The following is a 20,058-nucleotide window of genomic DNA, read 5'->3' on the forward strand; positions in this document are numbered from 1 at the left end:
AACTACTCACCTCGTTCCGCTTCTTCCGATCGATCAACGTCTTCCCACGAACGAAGCGCACCCTTTTTAACTTCCTCAAACATAAAATCGAGGCATTTATGTTGTGTAAATTTCTGCAATATCTGTTGCCGAAATTCTTGTTCTGTGGCTCGCTCTTTAGCACAGATAAAAGCCCATGGAAGCACTATCGAATCCTTAATGAGGTCAGCTACATCAAAGACTAATGCGCCTCTCCTTGTCTTTCCGTGCATCACTGCAAAACCATGAGGAATTCCTAATACCCAAAGCGTACAAGCAGCTAGCCCATAAGCAAGATAATTACCATGATTGAGAAAATCATTTGCATCATCATTCCCTTCATGATTACGGCTAAAGTCATGCAGGCCTGTCTGCTTTCCCACAATTTTATAGAGTTGCTTTGTTAGGAGAGCTTCTGCAAGAAGAAGATCTCCAACCCTATTTATTTTAGGAATCTTTGATTCAAATACGGATAAAGCAGCAGCTAAATCAGGAAGATCGAGTGTCAATCCCTCTTGATGTAGATCTCGATCTTTCGCCCATACATGGCGAAGAAAATTGATACGTGACTCTTGAAAGGATTTTGCAATCACTAACCTTTTCTGTTCATCAAACCAAAATCCTAACCAACCTTGAAGATATTCCGTTGGTCGATACTCACTCTGAGGTGTCATCCATTCAATCTCTGTTCCCATAAAAAGAGGTGTTCCCCCGCCACCACAAAAACCGATTAAGACACCAGCTGACGCAAGCATTCTAACTGCCGCTTGAGTGATAGACGTTCCCGTACCAAGTAGAATTACAGTCGTATTAGCAATCGGAATATTGTAGTAATGATTCTCCCGCTTCGCCTCTGTAAGATAGAGAACGCGCCCATCTTTCTGCATCACCCGGCAATATTCCAAGTAATAGATATTCGCACGTTTCGAGTGGAGAATCGCTTTTAAATCAGAACCGTGAAGATAGTCCATAATTAACCTCTACCTAATCTCTTCATTTTTGATAAGGCATTACAAGATGCAATACATTACAAGATGCAACACATTACAAGATGCAACAAAATAATATTTAATACCCTTTATCCTCACAATAACAAAAAATAGATATAGCGAATTAACAAATATCATTATTGATATAATAAAAGTGATAAAACTAATAAAACTGATAAAACGCATACCGCATAACGCTATAAGTTTTATGATTAATGACGCTATTATGATTTAGTTTTACAAATGACTATCAACTGCAAATTGGCCTTTTTAGATAAAGGAATTAACCAAGTCACAGATAGAGCGGTTGATTATGAAGATAAAAAAAGAGTGACTCCGAATTAATCGAAATCACTCTTATTATCTCAACTGATGATTCTCTTATTGAAAAAAGTAGCTCTTCTACTAAAGGAGAAGATCAGCGATAAAGGCGGAGCCTAAAAAGGTGCCGGTGAAGGTTAAGAGCGCTACGATTGCGATCTTGATCCCTGACTTTTTAAAGAGCTCAACTTCCCGCTTTGAGATAGCGATCCCTGCATAGGCTAATGCCGGCGTAATTAGGGGTAATAATCCTAATTTTTCGGTAGTTGCAACAAGATAATCTGCCGTTGGCATAAAGGGGAGACCAAAGAAGATCGCAAGAAGTGAGATCCAAGCAATGGCTGGAATTTTAATGGGAATAACCTTTCCTAACAAAACGCCGCCAACACTTAAAGCGTAGATCACGATCATGCCGGGCAATGCCACTAATGGGGAGATTCCTGTGCCAGCCCAGTTAGAGATCAGAAGAATAAGGGACATCACCGCCAATGCGATAAGTACTTGAATCGTTGAAAGACGAAGCTCTTCACTATCTTCTACCACTTTTGCTTCTACTGCTGAATCTTGCTCTAATGCTTCTTCCATCGCACTATTGAGTGCTGCCGGTTGACGCATTTTACTCAAGAATTTATAGCAATACTCCGCTAAAGGTAACGCGACAAAGACACTCACAAAGAGCCCTGTCCCATAAGTTAAGAGATTTGATGTTGCCGCAAAAGCAACAATATCTTCTGCTCTATCGGGAACAACTTCGGCAAGTGATGCGGAACATGCCCCCATCATACTGCCACTCCCGACACCACACGCCATCGCTAAAGCGCGAACGTCAAAGTAGTCCCAAGAGGCCATAAAACCGGCAAGAAGAGAGAAATAGATCGCGCCGAAGAGTGTCCCCATCACGTAGACCCCCATCACGCCAATCCCTTCTGGGCTCTTAATGCCAAAACGGTCTGCCACCAATGCAATATTAGGCTCACGCGCAATTGAGTGAGTTGCCCCAACCGATTCACGCCCCATTCTAAAGAGAAGAACGGCAACCGGCATTGCGACTAAAACGGTAGCTACATTCCCAAGCTCTTGCAAAATCAGTGCCGGACCTGCAGCGATAATATCATTAATTTTAGGACCAATACCGATAGAGAACTTGGCGATAAAAGGCATCACACAGATCAAAACCCAATGGCTCGCCGTCTGTGCGCTTGGGCCAATAATTCTCCCGGTGCCGGGAATAATATTACCGTTAAAGAGGACAGAGAAGAGAAAGGCGTAAAGAAGCGGAAGAAGGATAACAATTCCGATCCCGATATCAAATTTCATAATGCCAATTATCTCTGCCAGAATGGTAACGATAATAACCACCAGATGCAGACGCCAATCTAATAGCTTCGAATAATGCTCATGTTTGCTCATACTCTAATCCTCCATGATCACTGAAGTGATCTTTATCTTATTTATTCTCATTATTATCTATCTACTACTGCTTCTACTGCTTCATCTACATCTACATCTACATCTTATGTTAATGACATATTTCGAGACATATCTCGATGAAGATCGCATATTCCACATGGCACATATGCCCCATACAACTCGAGCATCTCATATATCTCGAAAATATGATATCGACTGTTGTCATCAACAACGCCTATCTATGATGACTTCTCCTGAGCGCCATATCCAAAGTTTACAAACGGTTCGACCGCCCTTTCAACCCAGACACTTTTGACCTGACTATAAGCCCTTAAAGCCTCTAATCCAGATGAACGCCCATAACCACTCGCGCCATAACCGCCAAAAGGGGAGCTCACATGAATCGTCTTATAACCATTGATCCAAAATGTTCCCGCCCTTACCTGATCGGCAACACGATGCGCTTTTGCAACATCACGACACCAAACCGCTCCGGCAAGCCCAAAGGCACTCTCATTGGCAATAGCAATCGCTTCTGCTTCACTGTCGAAAGGTATTGCCACAACAACAGGACCGAAGATCTCTTCTTGAGCACACTGCATCCGATTATCACCGATCAAAACAGTAGGATAAACATAATACCCGCTACTTGAAGGGAGAGATTCTACATTATTATTAGGAATTTTTGCGCCTTCCGCCAAAGCTTGCGCAATCATTTTGCAGACATGGGTGTACTGTTTTCGGTTCTGAATAGGGCCGATCTGTGTCGCTTCATCAAGCGGATTCCCCACTTGGAACTGATTCGTAGTTGCAGCAAGATCATTGACAAATTGCTCAAAAATAGTTCGCTCGACTAATAGGCGTGAACCGGAGACACAACTCTGCCCTGCGGAACCAAAAATGGCATTTTGCGCCCCTCTCAATGCTTTCTCATAATCGGCATCAGCAAAGACAATATTGGCGGACTTCCCCCCTAACTCTAAAATGGCAGGAATTCCCTTTCGTGCAGCAGCAACAGCGATCTGCTCACCGGTATTAGGAGAACCGACAAAAACAACCTTCTCAATATGGCAACGTTGAATCATCATCTGCCCAATGGTATGACCATAGCCGGCAACAACATTGACTAAACCTTTCGGGATGCCAACCGCTTCGATCAATTTCGCTAAGATTAAGGAGGTGACCGGCGTTAATTCTGAGGGTTTTAAGATCACGGTATTTCCTGCGGTAATTGCCGGCGCAATCTGCCATCCTGCCGTAAAGATAGGGGCATTCCAAGGCGTAATCTGTAACACGGTTCCTAAAGGTTCGTAGAGAACATAATTGAGATGAGTCGTAGGCACTGGAATCACCTCCCCATGCAGCTTATCGCTCCAGCCGGCATAATACTCAAACATCTCTGCAACTTTAGCGACCTCCCCACGCGCATCACGAATCGGTTTATTGCCGACAATCGCTTCTAGCTCCGCAAGTTCAGCACTCACGGCCCGGATCTTAGCACCGACCTGAAAAATCAAGCGTCCACGATCAGCAGCACTCATCGCTCGCCATTTTGCTTGTGCAATTTTTGTGACCTCATTGAGCTTAGGAATAATCTCCGCTGAGGCATCCCGATAAGAGTAGAAGAGCTCTCCATTATCAGCATTATAGAGCTCAATATCGCTCCCATCCCCAATAAACCACTCTCCGCCGATATAACTGCCGATACTCTCGGCGCCGGGGAAAAATCGATTAAATAATTCCCAGAAACGGTTTTGTATCTGATTCTCTTCTCTATAATAACGCCCCATCTTCTCTCCTCTCCTTGTTCTTAATCTCTTTATCTTATTTTTTATCTTATTCTTTTATCTTATTCTTTTAATACTCATTTCGAGTTTCTAGCTATCTCTCTCTATCTCTCTATCTCTCTATTTCTCTAACTCTCTGTTAAAGGTCACTACTAAAGATCATTGAGTGATAAATAAATTGGCAATAAAGAAATTAGCCATAAATCTTGCTATCGCTCTGCTTTACAATCTCATTAAAATCGGCATGATCCTCTAGAAGAGTACGACTATTCTCCCAAAGAGCGATAATTTCTTGACTGAGTGGCAACTCCATCCCCATCTCTTCCATTAATGACTCTGCTAGTCCGACATCTTTACGCATCAATCCCATCGTAAAGCCGGAATCGAAAGCACCATTGAGAACCCAAAGTGGAAAATTAACTTCACTAGCAGCACTTCTTCCCGAGCCTTTATTGATGCCGGCTAAAAAGGCCTCTGGCTCCACTCCCGCTTTTGTTGCAAGAGAGAGCGCTTCTGCAGTCGTAATGAGATGAGCCGCAATCAATAGGTTATTACAGATCTTAACAATATTGCCGGCCCCCGCCTTTCCTACATGAACCTGTGTTGAGCTCATCGCCTTTAAGAGCGGAAGTAAAGCTTCAAATAGCCAACGATCCGCCCCAACGACCATTGTCATCGTGCCGGTAAGCGCGCCTTTAGGCCCACCAGAAACAGGAGCATCCACAAAGAGCATCTCTTTCTCAATAAAGCGTTGATAGATCTCTCGCGTAACATCAGGAGTTGAGGTGCTCGTATCGATCACAACTAAACCTTTCTCTCCCCACTTCTCAATCTCATAACTGCAAGCAAGAACATGTTCCGCTTTTGGTAGAGAGAGCAGTAGAATTCTCCTCCCTGCGACCAACTCCTCTACGGGTAAAATCTTAACGCCGGCATCCATAGCACTATTTCGTGCCGCTTCACTTAAATCAAAACCACTGACACGGTATCCCTTCGACAAGAGATTCTTCGCCATCCCTAGCCCCATATTACCTAAGCCGATAATTGCGACATCCTTCAATATTTCCTGATCCATATTCCACTCCCTTCTCTCTCTTATCTCGATAATTCTGATCAATTTCAGTATAGAGAAAGTCAAAATGTGCAACAATAAAACGAATTGGGAATTTTGTTCGTTTTAACGCAACACTCATCTAAAAAAAGAGCGAGGAGTTACTCTATGATTAAGAAGCATCGCGTCTACTATCTCTATCAAGCTGTCAAATATGGTGGAATTCGTAATGCGGCAGATATTCTCAATATCGCGCCCTCCTCTATTAGCCGGCAAATCACCCTGCTTGAAGAGGAGCTGAAAACATCGCTCTTAGAGAAGAATTTAAGAGGTGCGCATCCTACAGAATCGGGAGAATTAGTCTTAAAGTATTTTGCTCACTCATTAGAACAGGAGGAGGATCTTCTCGCCTCTTTAGCGGCGCTACAAGGATTAGAGCGAGGAAAGGTAACAATTGCAACAGGTGAAGGATATCTACGCCACTTAGCAACAATTATCTCCCAATTTTCTAAAGATCATCCTCAGATTGAGGTGCAGCTCTCTGCCGGAAGTAGCAATCATGTTGTCCGAAAAGTGAGTGATAATGAAGCCCATATCGGAATCGCTTTTAATCCTATCTTAGAGCCCAATTTACGGGTCCATTTTAAGCGGCAACATACCGTAAAAGCCTTTCTTCCCCCGACACATCCTCTTCTAAATGAGAAAGAGCCTTTAACCCTTGCGCAAATCAGAGATTATCCCTTAGCGATGGGCGATATCTCTCAAGGGATTCGACAAATTATTCAACGTGTGGAAGATGAGGAGGAGGTCACGCTTCACCCCACCTTAAAATGTAGCCAGCTCCATATGTTAAAACAGTATGCGATTGGTGGTGGCGTCACGCTACTGCCTGAATTTATGCTTTATGAGGAGGATCGAGATCGATTAGCACTCCACCACTTAAGTCACCCCTATTTTAATCGAACAGAGACCTATATGATAACTCGGCGCGGTCGTCAACTGCCTCCGGCGGCACAAAAATTATTAGTGATGATTTTAAAGATGTTTCCATAGAGCCATAGATCCGTAGAGCCGGAGGGTCGTAGAACCATAGGGGCTATTGATCACTATTACTCAAGATGATCTGAAAAGAGTTGCCGATGATCTGCCCGTTGCCACAATGCGACGAGTGTCTCACCAGCAGCGCGTTTCTGTTCTTCATAAGTTGCCCCTTTCCGCTCCATTCTGCCGGCAACATAGAGCGCTCTTAGGTAGGGATTTCGATGATTGAGGAGTCGTTTGGCATCTTCAATACCGATACCGCTACCTCGTAAAACTTGATAAACCCCCTGATTAAAATCGTTGATGCGATCGCTATTCATCCATGAAGGGAGGTCACCTTGCGCTTGATATTGGGAGACTTTCTGCTTCACCTCCCAGGCACGTTCTTTCTGATAGAGGCTCTCTTTCTCTCGCTGTTTTTGCGATTCTTCTGAGATAAAGGAGTAGATAGCCGCAATCAGGAGCATCAATCCACGTAAAAGAAGACGCCCCACCTTATAGAGTAGGTAGATCATCAATATTACAAAAATTAATCGCACCATTACTCTTCTCCTCCCCTCCCGCGCTCCGCTTCCGCTTCTATTCTGATCTCTCTCTTCATACGTCTTTGATCTAAAAACCACTCAATTGTGATAAAGATCAGACGCACTAAGAGAAAGAGTAGAAGCAGTAAACCTGTACCGATCGCCCCAACGGTCACTAATCCCCAGATTGTTGCCGGCATAATCAATAGATAGGCCACATAATAGGCTAAAAGCACTAATAGCAGCAGTAAAATCACCATGAGTATTACAAATATCATCATCTCTTGAATTCCTTATGGGCGACGCGCAATCATCATTAACTGATCAACTAGTTAACTGGTCAGCAGGCTAACTGATTGCATTCTGATTACTCAATCATTGATTCGATCAATTACTCAATGAGTTACTCAAGTTACTCAAGTTACTCGATCGATCGGGAAAAGTGGTTAAATTATAGCCCATCTTTCTCAATGGCTCTCAATAATAGCGGTTTATTCCCCACTCTTTTCACAAAATGGGCAAATAGCAGTATAATGCGCCCTCACTTTTAAGATCTAGTACTAGATCAATTTCACTCCTCAAGGGAATCAAGAGTTATATTATGCGCCCAGGTTTTAACAAGTCGATCGAAAAAGTTATTAAAAAGAGTTTTAAGAAACGTAATCCTAAACAGTGGATTTTAGGAATTGTTGCACTTGCGGCAATTGGTCTATTTCAATACTTCTATGGCGATGGACTGATCACTGATAAGAGCAGTAAGGTCACCAGCTTTGAGCAGGCAAAGAGAGAGCTTGTTAAGATCTACAAAGCCTATCCTGATCAAGAAGAGTTCTATTGTGGCTGTGATTTTACCTTCAACAATCAGAGCGGCGTTGTTGATCTTGCCAGCTGCGGTTACGTGATTCGTAATAATCCAGAGCGTGCGAATCGTATTGAGTGGGAACATGTGGTTCCGGCGCATGCCTTTGGTAAAAATATGCAGTGTTGGAAAGATGGTGGTCGTAGTGGCTGTAAAGTGGGTGATGTGGATGAAAATACCCTCTTTAAGATGATGGAGGGGGATATGCACAACTTGCAACCCGCTATCGGTGAGATCAATGCCGATCGCTCTAACTTTAGCTTTGCCGAATTATCGCCCCAATTTAATCAATATGGCGCTTGCCAATTTAGAACTGATTTTAAGAAGCGGCAGGTTCTTCCTCGTGATGAGGTTAAAGGAATGATTGCACGTACCTATCTCTACATGAATGATCGTTACAATGTTCCTTTCACTAGCCGTGAGATGAATCTTATGCAGAAATGGCATCTGACCTTCCCACCCACTTCTTGGGAGTGTGAGCGAAATGAGATTATTCTTGATATTCAGGGAAATGATAATCCCTTTATCACGAAGAGCTGTAATGCAAATGGAATTCAATGGAGTAGCCATCAGAGTCGCTCTTTCTTCCAGACACTACTGCAAAACTTCTTAAAGATATTTGATTAAGAGAAGATAGTAGAGAGATAACTAGAGAGACTAGAGAGATAAAAAAAACCAGCGATCTTTTCGCTGGTTTTGTCTTTATTGGGGCATCACCTCTGCGGCAAAACCGATATCATCAATAATCTCAATGATGGCACCTTCTGAGATAATCTCCGAGGCAAACTCTACCGTTGTCTGCTTCTTCTCGACACTCGATTCAACCGATTGAATACCATCTAATTCCCGTAAAGCAGCATTAATACTATCTGTGCAATGGGAACAGCTAATTTCCGGAATGGAGAGTGTAATCTTTTTAATCATAAAAATAGCTCCTAAATAGCTTAAAGGAAGAGAAATTATTAATAGTGCATCACCTTAACAAAATGGTGCATATTCTGCTATAGCTCAAGCGCAATCAATCTCTCAATTTCTGCAGTTAAGTAATCATTATCCGCTAAAAGATAGGCCACCAGAAGTGACCCCATAGCGCTATAAAAGGTGCATCGGCAATGGGTCACACGCTGCAATCGCTCATTCCAAAGAGGAACCCAGGAGAGCAATCCTTCTTGAAGAAAGGTTTGCTGTGCAATATATTCGCTCTTTAAGAGAGAATAATCTTCCCGCTTCTCTTCTAGATCTCTCGCTAATTGCTCGCACCACTTTTGGAGAAGCGCAAGATAGATGGCAAGATGATCAGAGGGTTCTTTGAAAGAATCTAAAATCGCTAACCCACTCTTTGAGAGAAGCTCACGCATCTTCCGCTCAGCTTCGGCATACATCATATCGCCATCCCCTAAGTAGAGAGAAGCGTAAGGAATTGCACCACTCTTATCATCGAGCAGAAAACAACTTGCAAAATCAGCCCGCAGCTCAACACTAATATGCTCAATCTCAGAAAAACGCTCAATAGCCGCTTTAACCTGATCCACCTCTATTGCTAAGCCGATCTCGGTAAAGAGCTCTAATAGCGTATTGAGCGCCCCTTCCTGATAGAGCGTAACATCACTCTCGGTTAATTCATTCGCAAAGATTCGGGCAAACCATTGATAGGTCTCCCCTCTCATTTTCGCAACGACCGCCGCTTCATTAATGATGGCTCTTATTTCACTCATAGCTAATCCTATCTGTTATCTATCTCAACTCAATAATCAAGATGCGCTGTAGCAGACTCACTACAACGCATCTCTTTGCTATACGCTAATTACTATACGCTAACTATCAATACTCTATGTTACGCTCTCAAGCGGATTTAGGCTATACCTCTACCGTCTCATTCCCGTCAATATCAACAACGGTTGGTCCATGGAATCCTGTCGGTGCTGGTGCAACACCTACAAACTTCTCGATCTCCACAAGACAAGTATTCGCACTCGGTGCTTGAGAGAGACTTGAAGTCCCCACATCCATCGTCAATGTATTGGGATCACCATAGGTATCGATCGAACCGATCGTCTCATCGAGGGGTGAATACCAAGCACCTTCAAAGATCCTAACAACCCCTTCTGGGAAGTTATTATTAACATTCGCCCCGGCAAGCAGCTGACCACGATCATTAAAGACCCGAACGAGATCCCCATGCTTAATGCCGCGCTTCTCTGCATCAATGGGGCTAATAAAGACAGGTTCACGGCCGGCAATCGCATAGCTCTCGCGCATTTTTGTCGCTTCACATCCTTGTGAATGGAGACGATTATCGGGATGCGCCGATTGTAACCAGAGTGGGTAGCGATCAGATTTTGGCCCACCATGTGAACGCTCTGCCTTCTCCATCCAGATCGGATGCCCTTTACAATCTTCATAACCATAACTTGCAATCGTTCGGCTATAGATCTCAATAAAGCCTGAAGGTGTTCCTAGAGCATTAACCTCCGGGTCTTCTCTAAAGTCTGCATGGCGAACCCATGGTTTACCCTCAGGAAAGAGTACATATCCACGCTCCCAGAATTCTCTAAATGAGGGCATGTAGAAGCCTTTTGGATAGTTTTCATTATAACAATCCATATAGATCTTCTCGATCCACTGCATCTCATTACGATTTTGCGTATACTCTTTTTCACGATTGAGTCGCTTACTAAATTCACGCCAGATATCAAAATCACTCTTCGAGTAGTAGAGTGGATCGATCAACTTATGCATCGCGATAATACCGCGATTACTATAGGTGCCGTAAACATCGAGATCATTACGCTCATAAGGGGTACATGCCGGCAGAACAATATCGGCAAAGCGACAAGTTGCTGTCCAAGCATAATCGACCGCAACAACGGTCTCTAAGTTGCGATAGGCCCGCTTCATCTTGTTACGATCTTGCTGACGATGCCACTGATTTGCACCAGAAAAGATCGCCATCTTATAGGGCGCTAACTTAATCTTATTACCATTATAATTGATCTCTTTACCCGGCTCTAAGAGTGCATCGACAACACGCGAAACCGGAATAAAGTTGGAGTATCCTTTATAGTCGGTGCTCTTATATTTTGGCTCACGGCCAAAGTCGAGATTGAGAGGGAATGCTCCCGGCATTGAAGCTCCTGATGAAGAGACTCCCACAGAGCTATAGTGATGCGAGTAGCTGATACCACCGCCTGGAAGACCGATCTGCCCTAGCATCGCAGCAACAATAGCCGCCATCCAGTAAGGTTGTTCTCCATGTTGTTGACGCTGTAATGCCCATCCGATCATCAATTGTGTGCGATTTTGCGCCATTGTACGCGCAAGCTCACGGATGGTATTGGCCGGTACGCCTGAGATCTCTGCTGCCCACTCTGGTGTCTTCTCCACCATATCTTCTGTCTCCCCTTTTAGGTAGGGGAGAAACTCATTAAAGCCTAAGGTATAGGTCTCTAGGAACTCCTTATCATAGAGATCCTCTTTCCAGAGCGTGTGGGCAATTCCCATCATCACCGCAAGGTCTGTCATAGGGTTAACATAGAGATGCTCAGCATTGAGATAATTTGCTGTCATACTCTTAACAGGATCGATACAGATCACCCGAATCTCCCCATCTGCGACCTTCTCTTTGAGCTGCTCAAGGTAGCCATAAGCTTCATGTGTCTCTGTATTCCAGCCAACCTGTAGATTCTTCACCAGATCGGAGCCCCAAATTACAATGACATCACTCTCTTCGAGAATAATATCCCATGAAGTACCTTGCGAATAGACTTCCGTTGAGCCGAGAATATAGGGCATAATCACCTGCCCCGCACCGGTTGAGTAATCCCCAGCCGTCCCGACACTATTACCATGCATCGCAATTGCGCGAAGCATATGATTTCCGCAACTATGCACCTGTCCGACAGAGCGCCAACCCACATTTCCGGTATGAAGCGCCCAAGGACCAAATTGGGTCTGAATTCGCTCTAATGACTCATAGATTAGATCGAGTGCTTCATCCCAGCTGACGCGGATAAAGCGATTATCCCCACGTTGACTCGTATCACTATTGTGACGATGTTTATACCAATCGAGGCGTACCAGAGGGTAACGAACACGCGCCGGGCTATAGATAATCCCGGGAACGGCATCTAAAATTCTTGTTGGATAACGATCAAACTCAAAAGGTTCTACCTCAACAAGACGATTCGCAACTACTTTTGCACGGAAAGCACCCCAATGAGCGCCCGAAATACGCCATTCGGTTAATGTCTCTATATCGACATCAGTCGGCGCTTTAGTATGAAGAAGAGATTCTGCCATCAATGCCGGTGCAACCAATGATCCACCTGCGATCAGTGATGCCATCTTTAAAAATCCCCGGCGAGATCTATCTGTTTGATAACTCATATTTCAATCCTTTATTAGATCGATGAAGGCTCTATTGATCTTAAGAGAATAGATCGTGATAACGCTTCACCGCTCTCTTTTCTTTAACTTTAATGTTCCTGAATAATCTTTCTAAATGGAGCTTGATACTCTCTGCGTATTAACGCGCGCTCTGATTATTTTTAAAATCCATCGAATGGAGCTGGAGATACTTTAGAACCACCTTAGAGGTATCTTCATCCATATTGGTAAAGCCCACCATTCCGGCAAATAAGCCTGGCCAGGTATTGGTATCGTAATGCTCAGTATCGGGTTGAATATGGCAAGTACTACAACCTTTGGTATAACTTGCATTGGCGACTTCCCAGATCGGTGTAATATCCGCCATTAAGCCACCTTTTTCGATCCAAGCAGTTCCCTTCACTCGTTGCCATTCAAGCCCTGTTAAAGGATCTTCTTTCGTCTCAACAATATTAAACTCACTATTTTGTGCAACTTCTTTATCTAAAATTGCGCTAACCATATTAAGACTATAAGCACCATAGAGAACGCGTCCATAACCCTTATTTTTGCGCCATAACTCATACTCGATCTGCTCGGCATCCCCTTTCTTATCGATAATGCGAACTTCCGTTGCCACCTCTAAGGTACCAATCGGCTCACTTAAGGACTCATCGAGATAGAGTGTCTGTGGTAGAACGTTATAATATTCATGATTAACCGCCGTGGACTCTTTATTGGCTGAGGTTAAGAGTTTATCGAGATCTTCATTGCGGATACTCTCAACAACAGGGAGTTGATGTGCAATCCCCTTATGACACTCGATACAACTTGTATTACGACTTGCCGCGCCACGCATCTCCATCTCTGCCATAATGTCCATCTTCTCAAAAGCCATATGTTCATAATCGTGACAAGCACGACACTCTTTTGAACCATTGGCATTTAAGCGATCCCACTCTCTTTGTGCAAGGACTAAACGCTTATCTAAGAATTTCTCTCTTGTGCCAATATCACCAGTTAAGTGTGCCCAGACCTCACGGCTTGCTTGAACCTTACGGGCAATTTTATCGGTGAAGTTATGCGGAACGTGGCAATCGGAGCAGTATGCACGCACCCCTGTACGATTCCGAAAATGGACTGTCTGCTGAAGTTCTGGATAGACATTATCTGCCATTGTGTGGCAGCTGATACAGAATGCCTCTGAGTTTGTTGCCTTTAAACCCGCATCGAAAGCATTCCAGAAGATAATGCCGGCAATAAATCCGCCGGTTACTAAAACACCGAGCCCTATACGCATGCTCGGCTTTAAAAAGAGATTGTAGAGCATCTCTTTTAATCGTCTAAATATTCCCATGATTATATCCCTTAATCTAATAATTCTCTGTGGGATCTCATCTCTCATCACTATCAATCATCATCTTTGTATATCTTGAATTGATAGATTCGCCCATTCAATAACAGATAACAAAATCATATCTGCGAAAATCGCTAATGCTAATAATTAGATAGCGAAAAGTGGATAACAAAAACTATTGCAGCGATAATGCTGCAGTTGATAAGTAGGTTGATGTTGTAGTGATGAGTCAAAATAAGATCACTGACTGTCTGATTGCTCTATAGCATCCGCTTATGCCGGCGGTCCCCAGAAGAGCAGCTGCATAATCCAAACGCCTAACCCATAAGCACCAATAAGACAGAATGCGAGGAGCGGTAAGATAACAATCATCAATAGTAGAAAACGGCGCCAATCACTGCCGGCATTTCCCTCTTTATTATGTAATAGATTACTGTTTTTCATTATGAACCCCCTTAAAATTCATCAATGACTTTAAAATGACGGCACGCTAATCGCACCACAATCTTGTAGATCATTTAAGGGGAGTAGAGTGACACTCAATATAAGATTAAGTAGCGAAATAAAATTGCTGAACCACTCATCACTTGTAGCAGAGGTGCAATCATCTGATTGCCCATTGATAGTAGAACTTCAAAGCAGAACCCTATACCGCCTGCCCTAAAGAAACCTCGAGATGATCAATATCCCTTAACTGATCTATTCGATTATCTCTATTGACCTAAATCGCTTACACTAACAGAAGAAATCAATAGAGATAATTCAATAGATTCTCAAGCGTCGGGATCTTTAAGCTTCTGAAAAGCTATCTCTTTCTTGAGCCACTCTCTCCTTTTGACTATAGCAGAGATCATCTTTCTCTTCACTCTTTGCTCTATGTCAATTGATATAGATTAATTTTAGATGCAATTGTAAGGAAAATAGATGAATAATCGTTTAAATAATCAACAGATTCTCATTATTGGTGCCGGTTGGGCAGGACTTCCATTAGCTCAATTATTAACATTTCATGGGGCGGATGTGATAGCAACAAAACGGGAGATTCCATCACAATTAGAGCGGGAGATTAAGGCAGCAACTAGCACTTATTCAGGAAGTTTACAATTAAAATCGCTCTCTGAAAGAGAGCTCTTTCAAGAAGAGACTCAATCACAAATGGAGTCCTATTTTCAGGATCGAACCATTATCATTACGATTCCGCCCTCCCCCTTCATAGATAATAAAAAAGAAAAGTGGGAAAACAAAAAACCGATAGATCAAGAGGCCTCCCATCAAACACCGGCACCCACCTACGGTGAGATGATCGGTAGAATCGTTGAGTTAGCAGAGATTTACCAAGCACGTGAGCTGCTCTTTTTAAGTTCTACCTCCCTCTATGGCGCAACCAGTGGGTTAATCCATGAAGAGATCCCACCGCTTCCTCAAACTCAAAATGCAAAAGCAATTCTAACTGCCGAGATAGTAATCCGCAGCAGCAAGATTCCGAGCACCATTCTTCGTTTAGGGGGGCTCATCGGCAATGGTCGCCATCCTATCTTCTCTCTTGCCGGGCGAGAAGAGATTAAATCTCCCTATGATGCGATCAACTTACTCCACATTGAAGATCTCTTAAGCGCTATTGCGACACTTATCGCGCAGCAAGAGAGAAAAAATAATAAGAACCCCAAAGAGATTGAGATAATCGATAGAATCTACAATCTTGTTACCCCACTTCATCTCGAACGTAAGAGCTATTATCAAGCGATGGCTAAAAAGCTTGATCTCCCCTTACCGCAATTTGAGACGCCTAAACCGCTCTTAAAGCGTATTATCGATGGTGGGAAGATCACCCATGAGACTGATTTTATCTATCAACAACTAGATCTCATCAACGCACCACTAACACCTTTGACACCATTAACATCATTAACCCCAAAGCATATTGAATCGATCAAGATTTTTTCTATAGATCAGTGATACACTAATGTGCGGAATTTAACTCTATGGCTGGATCAATATTGCCGGCTTATTCCGATTAGATAAAGCAGTTTTCTGGAGCTTATAAATATGTCACAATCCCCTTCCAATCTGCCCAAAAAAATCTCTTTTCGAGACAGCTTCGTCTTTGTCTTTAGCATGGCTATCAGCGCACTGATTGCCGCACAATTTATTGGTCTACATGCGGCAATCGCCTGGACCTCATTTTCGGTGCTCTGTACCTATGCGCTCTACAATGCTAAACCTGATCGGAGCAATCTTCTCTATGTGGCATTGTGGATCATATTGATCTTCAGCAGTAGTTATATTGGTCAACTATTTCATCTCACTTGGAAGTTCTATCTCTTTCTCTTTATTATTAGCTACTTCTACTACTACCTTTTTGGAAGAGATCCTGTCTTTGATCGAGCAATTCGCTTTGTCATTATTTTTGCAACAATCGGTACTGCTCTACCGATAGCAGATAATCAACTTGCGATTGGTGGTGCGATCGGTACGCTCTCGGCACTGCTTATCTCCCACTATCTTCTACGAAAAGAGATCGATCTTGAAGCCTTTAAACAGGGGATCTTTACCCATGAGCTCTTCCGACTCGATACGAATCTCATCCCGCGAGCTTTTATCTATAGTTCAGGATTATTTTTAAGCCTGATTATTCCTCAAATGTTAGGAATCGAAAAAAATTACTGGGCAACAATCACATTCTTAATGGTAATGCCGCCCAAAGCAATGACCGTTATTCATAATACTTGGTTACGCTTCTGGGGAAGTGTGATTGCCGTAATCGCACTCTTTATTCTCTTTCAGATATCCCTCCATATCCCGATCAATAGACTCTATATCATGGTCGCTCTTCTCTTCTTTTTCGCTTTTCTTCTCCCCATCTGCTTTAAACAGAGTTATCTTATCGTCACGCTCGGCGTTACTTGTTATAGCTTGGTACTTGTTGAATTAGGCATGTATTGGGATCATCCTCCAAAGGTTGAGCTATTGATAGATCGTATTATCGAGACCTTTATCGGTGGTATTATCGCCATCATTATCAGTTTAATTCTCAAAGTATTGCGAGAAGATAGCTAATACCCCTATAAAAATGCATACAGTAATGATCTCCGGCAACTCAACAGCTCTCTTCGCTTCAATTTACTTCAATTAATCTCAATTAATCTCGATTAATCATTCTTAAGATGATTCGTTGAGGGGCGGGAGCCGACCATCTCGCTCTTTTCATCCCCGTATGCCCGCAATTTGGCATGCCCGTGATTAAACATTAATAATGTCGGAAATAATGTCAGAAATAGTATCTTTAAAATAATCTATCTTACGAGTAATAAAATTGCCGTCCTGCCGGCGCGTAATCTCTGGAAGTACGCGATAGTAAGATCCGGCAGCGTTCAGCCCCTGTTGCTTCTGTTTCAATCAATCATTCTTAAGAAGATTCGTTGAGGGGTGGGAGTCGACCATCTCGCTCTTTTCACCACCGTATGCCCACAATTTGGCATGCCCGTGATTAAACATTAATAATGTCGGAAATAGTATCTTTAAAATAATCCTTCTTACGAGTAATAAAATTGCCCTCCTGCCGGCGCGTAATCTCTGGAAGTACGCGATAGTAAGATCCGGCAGCATTCAGCCCCTGTTGCTTCTGTTTCAATCAATCATTCTTAAGAAGATTCATTGAATGGCGGGAGCCGACCATCTCGCTCTTTTCACCACCGTATGCCCACAATTTGGCATGCCCGTGATTAAACATTAATAATGTCGGAAATAGTATCTTTAAAATAATCTTTCTTACGAGTAATAAAATTGCCGTCCTGCCGGCGCGTAATCTCTGGAAGTACGCGATAGTAAGATCCGGCAGCGTTCAGCCCCTGTTGCTTCTGTTTCAGTCACCGCTAATTGATAAAAAAACGTTAAAAAAGAGCGTAACTTTAATAAGCTACGCTCCTTATCATACTCTAGAGTATCGATTATGATTCGTTGGGGTTTGAGCCTACATCATAATCTGAAGGGACCTCAAAGTTCTGTATGAAGTAGTGATGACTTGTGTACTGGTCAACAATATCATTCATAATATTCTCTTTGGTATATCCCATAATGTCATATCCCTTACTTCCATCATCAAGATAGACTTCCGCGCGGAAATATTTCTGATTCTCTTGATCTGATTCCTCATCAAGTAGTGTAAAGCTTGGTTTGAGATAATGTTTCGCTTTAACACGATAGATAAAGTTTGCATTATCACCATGATCGATCTCAAGAGAGATATCCCCTTCCTCTTCTAAATGAAGGTTAACAGGTAAGCCTTGCTTGATAAATTCTAATTTAACCTCTTCAAAGGCGGGAACAACAACTAGCTCCATAAAGCGTAAGACATTATCACGACGCGGATAGACCGTCACGTTACGTAGACGTTTCTGCCAACCACCAGAATCTCGAGTACTCGGCTGAACATACATATTCGCTTTATTACGAATATCGATCTTACCAAAGTCCATACGAAGTGCTTTAAAGAGTCCATAGACTGAGATCAAAATCACAATACTAAAGGGGAACGCACTCATAGTCGAAACCGCTTGTAATGATCCTAAGCCGCCATTAAGAAGCAGAACAATAGCAATTAAACCAGTAATTGAACCCCAGAAGATACGCTGCCAGAGTGGTGTAACTGCCACATCTTTCTTACTTGCTAACATATCCATCACTAAAGCACCCGAGTCAGCACTCGTCACAAAGAAGACCGCAACCATCACAACAGCAATAAAGGAGATCGTTCCGCGAATCCACTCTGCCGGAATAATTGTCTGAACTGCTTCTGCTACAGGGAAATGACTAATAAAGGCAAAGAGCGCTTTAGAACTACCATCAGGACCTAAAAGTGTCTCTTTAAGTTCGGTAACACCATCTGATGCAATCATATCGATCGCGGAGTTACCAAATGTTGTCATCCAGAAGAAGGTAAATCCTGCAGGAATTAAGAGAACGCCACCGACGAAGTTACGAATAGTACGACCACGTGAGATCTTTGCAATAAACATCCCCACAAATGGTGACCAAGCAATCCACCAACCCCAATAGGAGATTGTCCAGCCCCCTAACCAACCTTCAATCTGCTCCTTCATCGCAGGAGATGAAGCCGCTTCATAACTATACATATTGAAAGTGCTATTGAAAATTGATGAGAAATATTGGCCAATATTTTGCATTAATACTTCTAAAAGGAAGAGTACTTTACCCCCAAAGAGGAAGATAAAGAGCACTAAAGCAAAGGCTAAAATAAGATTGAGCTCCGAAAGGATCTTAATTCCTTTATCTAATCCCATTGAGACAGAAAGTGTTGCACAAGCAGTTGTGATAATAATTAAGATCACTTGTGTCGGCGATGCAACAGGAATTGCAGGGAATAGGTAGTTTAGACCTGTATTGATCTGCATAACCCCGAAGCCGAGTGTTGTAGCAACCCCGAAGACTGTACCGATCACCGCAAAAGTATCGATCGCATCTCCCCAACGACCATAGATACGATCACCGATCATCGGATAAAGTGCTGAACGCACTGCCAATGGAAGATTCAATCTAAAGCTAAAGTAAGCCAAAATAAGACCGACGATACCATAAATCGCCCAAGCATGAATTCCCCAGTGGAAGAAGGTGATATTCATCGCTGATTTAGCAGCTTCAATAGTCTCAGGTGTTCCAACTGGAGGATTGAGGTAGTGAAGTAATGGCTCTGCCACCCCGAAGAACATGATTCCGATCCCCATCCCTGTTGAGAAGAGCATCGCGAACCAACTGCGATCGCTATAAGCCGGCTCAGAATGGTCAGGACCTAACTTAATAGCTCCATAACGACTCAATGCGACAAAGATAAATGCGATTAATATGATTCCTACCGCAAGAAGATAATACCAACCGAGATTCTCGGTAATCCAGCCAAGTGCCCCACTAAAAAATGCCGGAGCATCGGGTAGAAAGAGCGCTAAAGCGATAATAATAAAAATGATAATATTTGCGCTAATAAAGACGGGGAGATGAAGCGATGAAAATAGACCACTATTTTCACCGGGTTGATCGCCCTCTTTGTCTGGCAATTTTCCTCTAATATTTGTTGCTACCATCTGTTTTTAACATCCTTTCTCTCCCTCTAGTGGAGAGTCTTTCCTAAGAGCCCTATGCCCTTAGTTTTAATAGAGATTTTTTAATTTGACGTCGAAATAGTAACACAAAATCAATGATTTCTCATGGTTTTGCACTTTTCAACCTTAAAAGTTGCACAAATTTCGCACAACAAAATAGGCGATTAAATCTCCTTAAAAAATATCTTTTTTCATAAGTAGTATCGATCGATCCATCCCTTTA

Annotated in this window: 18 protein-coding genes; 4 read left to right on the forward strand and 14 right to left on the reverse strand. The window is 42.9% G+C overall.

The annotated features are described in order from the left end of the window. Positions 1-2: 2 nt before the first annotated feature. The 4 genes from cas1f to DC082_RS02000 all read right to left on the reverse strand — a co-directional run bounded on the left by cas1f (position 3) and on the right by DC082_RS02000 (position 5,588). Positions 3-989: a type I-F CRISPR-associated endonuclease Cas1f gene (gene cas1f / locus DC082_RS01985; protein ID WP_109235533.1), complete on the reverse strand. Its 987-nt coding sequence runs from the start codon at positions 987-989 to the stop codon at positions 3-5. 423 nt (positions 990-1,412) lie between these two features. Next, complete coding sequence (locus tag DC082_RS01990; RefSeq protein ID WP_109235534.1) at positions 1,413-2,738, reverse strand: DUF3100 domain-containing protein; 1,326 nt, start codon at positions 2,736-2,738, stop codon at positions 1,413-1,415. A gap of 239 nt (positions 2,739-2,977) precedes the next feature. Continuing rightward, positions 2,978-4,528, reverse strand: a complete 1,551-nt coding sequence (locus DC082_RS01995; protein WP_109235535.1) for an aldehyde dehydrogenase family protein — start codon at positions 4,526-4,528, stop codon at positions 2,978-2,980. A gap of 190 nt (positions 4,529-4,718) precedes the next feature. Continuing rightward, complete coding sequence (locus tag DC082_RS02000; RefSeq protein ID WP_373296266.1) at positions 4,719-5,588, reverse strand: NAD(P)-dependent oxidoreductase; 870 nt, start codon at positions 5,586-5,588, stop codon at positions 4,719-4,721. A gap of 156 nt (positions 5,589-5,744) precedes the next feature. Between DC082_RS02000 and DC082_RS02005 the strand changes: the two genes are divergently transcribed. Further along, positions 5,745-6,629 (forward strand): LysR family transcriptional regulator, encoded by an 885-nt coding sequence (locus DC082_RS02005; RefSeq protein ID WP_094567326.1) that lies wholly within the window; start codon positions 5,745-5,747, stop codon positions 6,627-6,629. A 56-nt stretch (positions 6,630-6,685) separates the two neighbouring features. Here DC082_RS02005 and DC082_RS02010 read toward each other — a convergent pair whose 3' ends face one another. Together DC082_RS02010 and DC082_RS02015 are read right to left on the reverse strand one after the other, a co-directional pair. After that, positions 6,686-7,159 carry a hypothetical protein gene (locus tag DC082_RS02010; protein WP_094567325.1) on the reverse strand — a complete coding sequence of 158 codons (474 nt, stop codon included), beginning with the start codon at positions 7,157-7,159 and terminating at the stop codon, positions 6,686-6,688. Beyond that, entirely contained in the window at positions 7,159-7,422 is a 264-nt protein-coding gene (locus DC082_RS02015; protein WP_094567324.1) for a hypothetical protein, read from the reverse strand. Before DC082_RS02015 ends, DC082_RS02010 begins: the two co-directional genes overlap by 1 nt. Before the next feature lie 320 nt (positions 7,423-7,742). On the opposite strand from DC082_RS02015, the gene DC082_RS02020 reads away from it, so the two are divergent. Next, complete coding sequence (locus DC082_RS02020; protein WP_109235537.1) at positions 7,743-8,627, forward strand: endonuclease; 885 nt, start codon at positions 7,743-7,745, stop codon at positions 8,625-8,627. A gap of 75 nt (positions 8,628-8,702) precedes the next feature. Here DC082_RS02020 and DC082_RS02025 read toward each other — a convergent pair whose 3' ends face one another. The 5 genes from DC082_RS02025 to DC082_RS02045 form a co-directional block, all read right to left on the reverse strand. After that, positions 8,703-8,924, reverse strand: coding sequence for a heavy-metal-associated domain-containing protein (locus DC082_RS02025; RefSeq protein ID WP_109235538.1), 222 nt, complete (start codon positions 8,922-8,924; stop codon positions 8,703-8,705). 77 nt (positions 8,925-9,001) lie between these two features. Further along, the gene (torD, locus tag DC082_RS02030; RefSeq protein WP_109235539.1) at positions 9,002-9,715 is read right to left on the reverse strand and encodes a molecular chaperone TorD; all 714 of its coding nucleotides are present in this window, start codon (positions 9,713-9,715) and stop codon (positions 9,002-9,004) included. Positions 9,716-9,857: 142 nt separating this feature from the next. Then, complete coding sequence (gene torA, locus DC082_RS02035; RefSeq protein WP_109235540.1) at positions 9,858-12,386, reverse strand: trimethylamine-N-oxide reductase TorA; 2,529 nt, start codon at positions 12,384-12,386, stop codon at positions 9,858-9,860. Positions 12,387-12,525: 139 nt separating this feature from the next. Beyond that, positions 12,526-13,722 (reverse strand): pentaheme c-type cytochrome TorC, encoded by a 1,197-nt coding sequence (gene torC, locus DC082_RS02040; RefSeq protein ID WP_189363296.1) that lies wholly within the window; start codon positions 13,720-13,722, stop codon positions 12,526-12,528. 273 nt (positions 13,723-13,995) lie between these two features. Continuing rightward, positions 13,996-14,166: a hypothetical protein gene (locus DC082_RS02045; RefSeq protein WP_094567319.1), complete on the reverse strand. Its 171-nt coding sequence runs from the start codon at positions 14,164-14,166 to the stop codon at positions 13,996-13,998. A gap of 480 nt (positions 14,167-14,646) precedes the next feature. Between DC082_RS02045 and DC082_RS02050 the strand changes: the two genes are divergently transcribed. Both DC082_RS02050 and DC082_RS02055 read left to right on the forward strand, forming a co-directional pair. Next, positions 14,647-15,678, forward strand: coding sequence for a Rossmann-fold NAD(P)-binding domain-containing protein (locus tag DC082_RS02050; protein ID WP_109235541.1), 1,032 nt, complete (start codon positions 14,647-14,649; stop codon positions 15,676-15,678). Between the two features lie 90 nt (positions 15,679-15,768). Then, positions 15,769-16,779 carry an FUSC family protein gene (locus DC082_RS02055; RefSeq protein ID WP_109235542.1) on the forward strand — a complete coding sequence of 337 codons (1,011 nt, stop codon included), beginning with the start codon at positions 15,769-15,771 and terminating at the stop codon, positions 16,777-16,779. Between the two features lie 183 nt (positions 16,780-16,962). Here DC082_RS02055 and DC082_RS10675 read toward each other — a convergent pair whose 3' ends face one another. The 3 genes from DC082_RS10675 to DC082_RS02065 all read right to left on the reverse strand — a co-directional run bounded on the left by DC082_RS10675 (position 16,963) and on the right by DC082_RS02065 (position 19,817). Further along, positions 16,963-17,118, reverse strand: a complete 156-nt coding sequence (locus DC082_RS10675) for a hypothetical protein (protein WP_157957386.1) — start codon at positions 17,116-17,118, stop codon at positions 16,963-16,965. Between the two features lie 91 nt (positions 17,119-17,209). Beyond that, entirely contained in the window at positions 17,210-17,353 is a 144-nt protein-coding gene (locus tag DC082_RS10680) for a hypothetical protein (protein ID WP_157957387.1), read from the reverse strand. Positions 17,354-17,669: 316 nt separating this feature from the next. Then, entirely contained in the window at positions 17,670-19,817 is a 2,148-nt protein-coding gene (locus DC082_RS02065) for a BCCT family transporter (protein ID WP_109235544.1), read from the reverse strand. Between the last annotated feature and the right edge of the window lie 241 nt (positions 19,818-20,058).

It is taken from the genome of Ignatzschineria indica (assembly GCF_003121925.1).
In the GTDB taxonomy this organism is placed as follows: Bacteria; Pseudomonadota; Gammaproteobacteria; order Cardiobacteriales; family Wohlfahrtiimonadaceae; genus Ignatzschineria; species Ignatzschineria indica.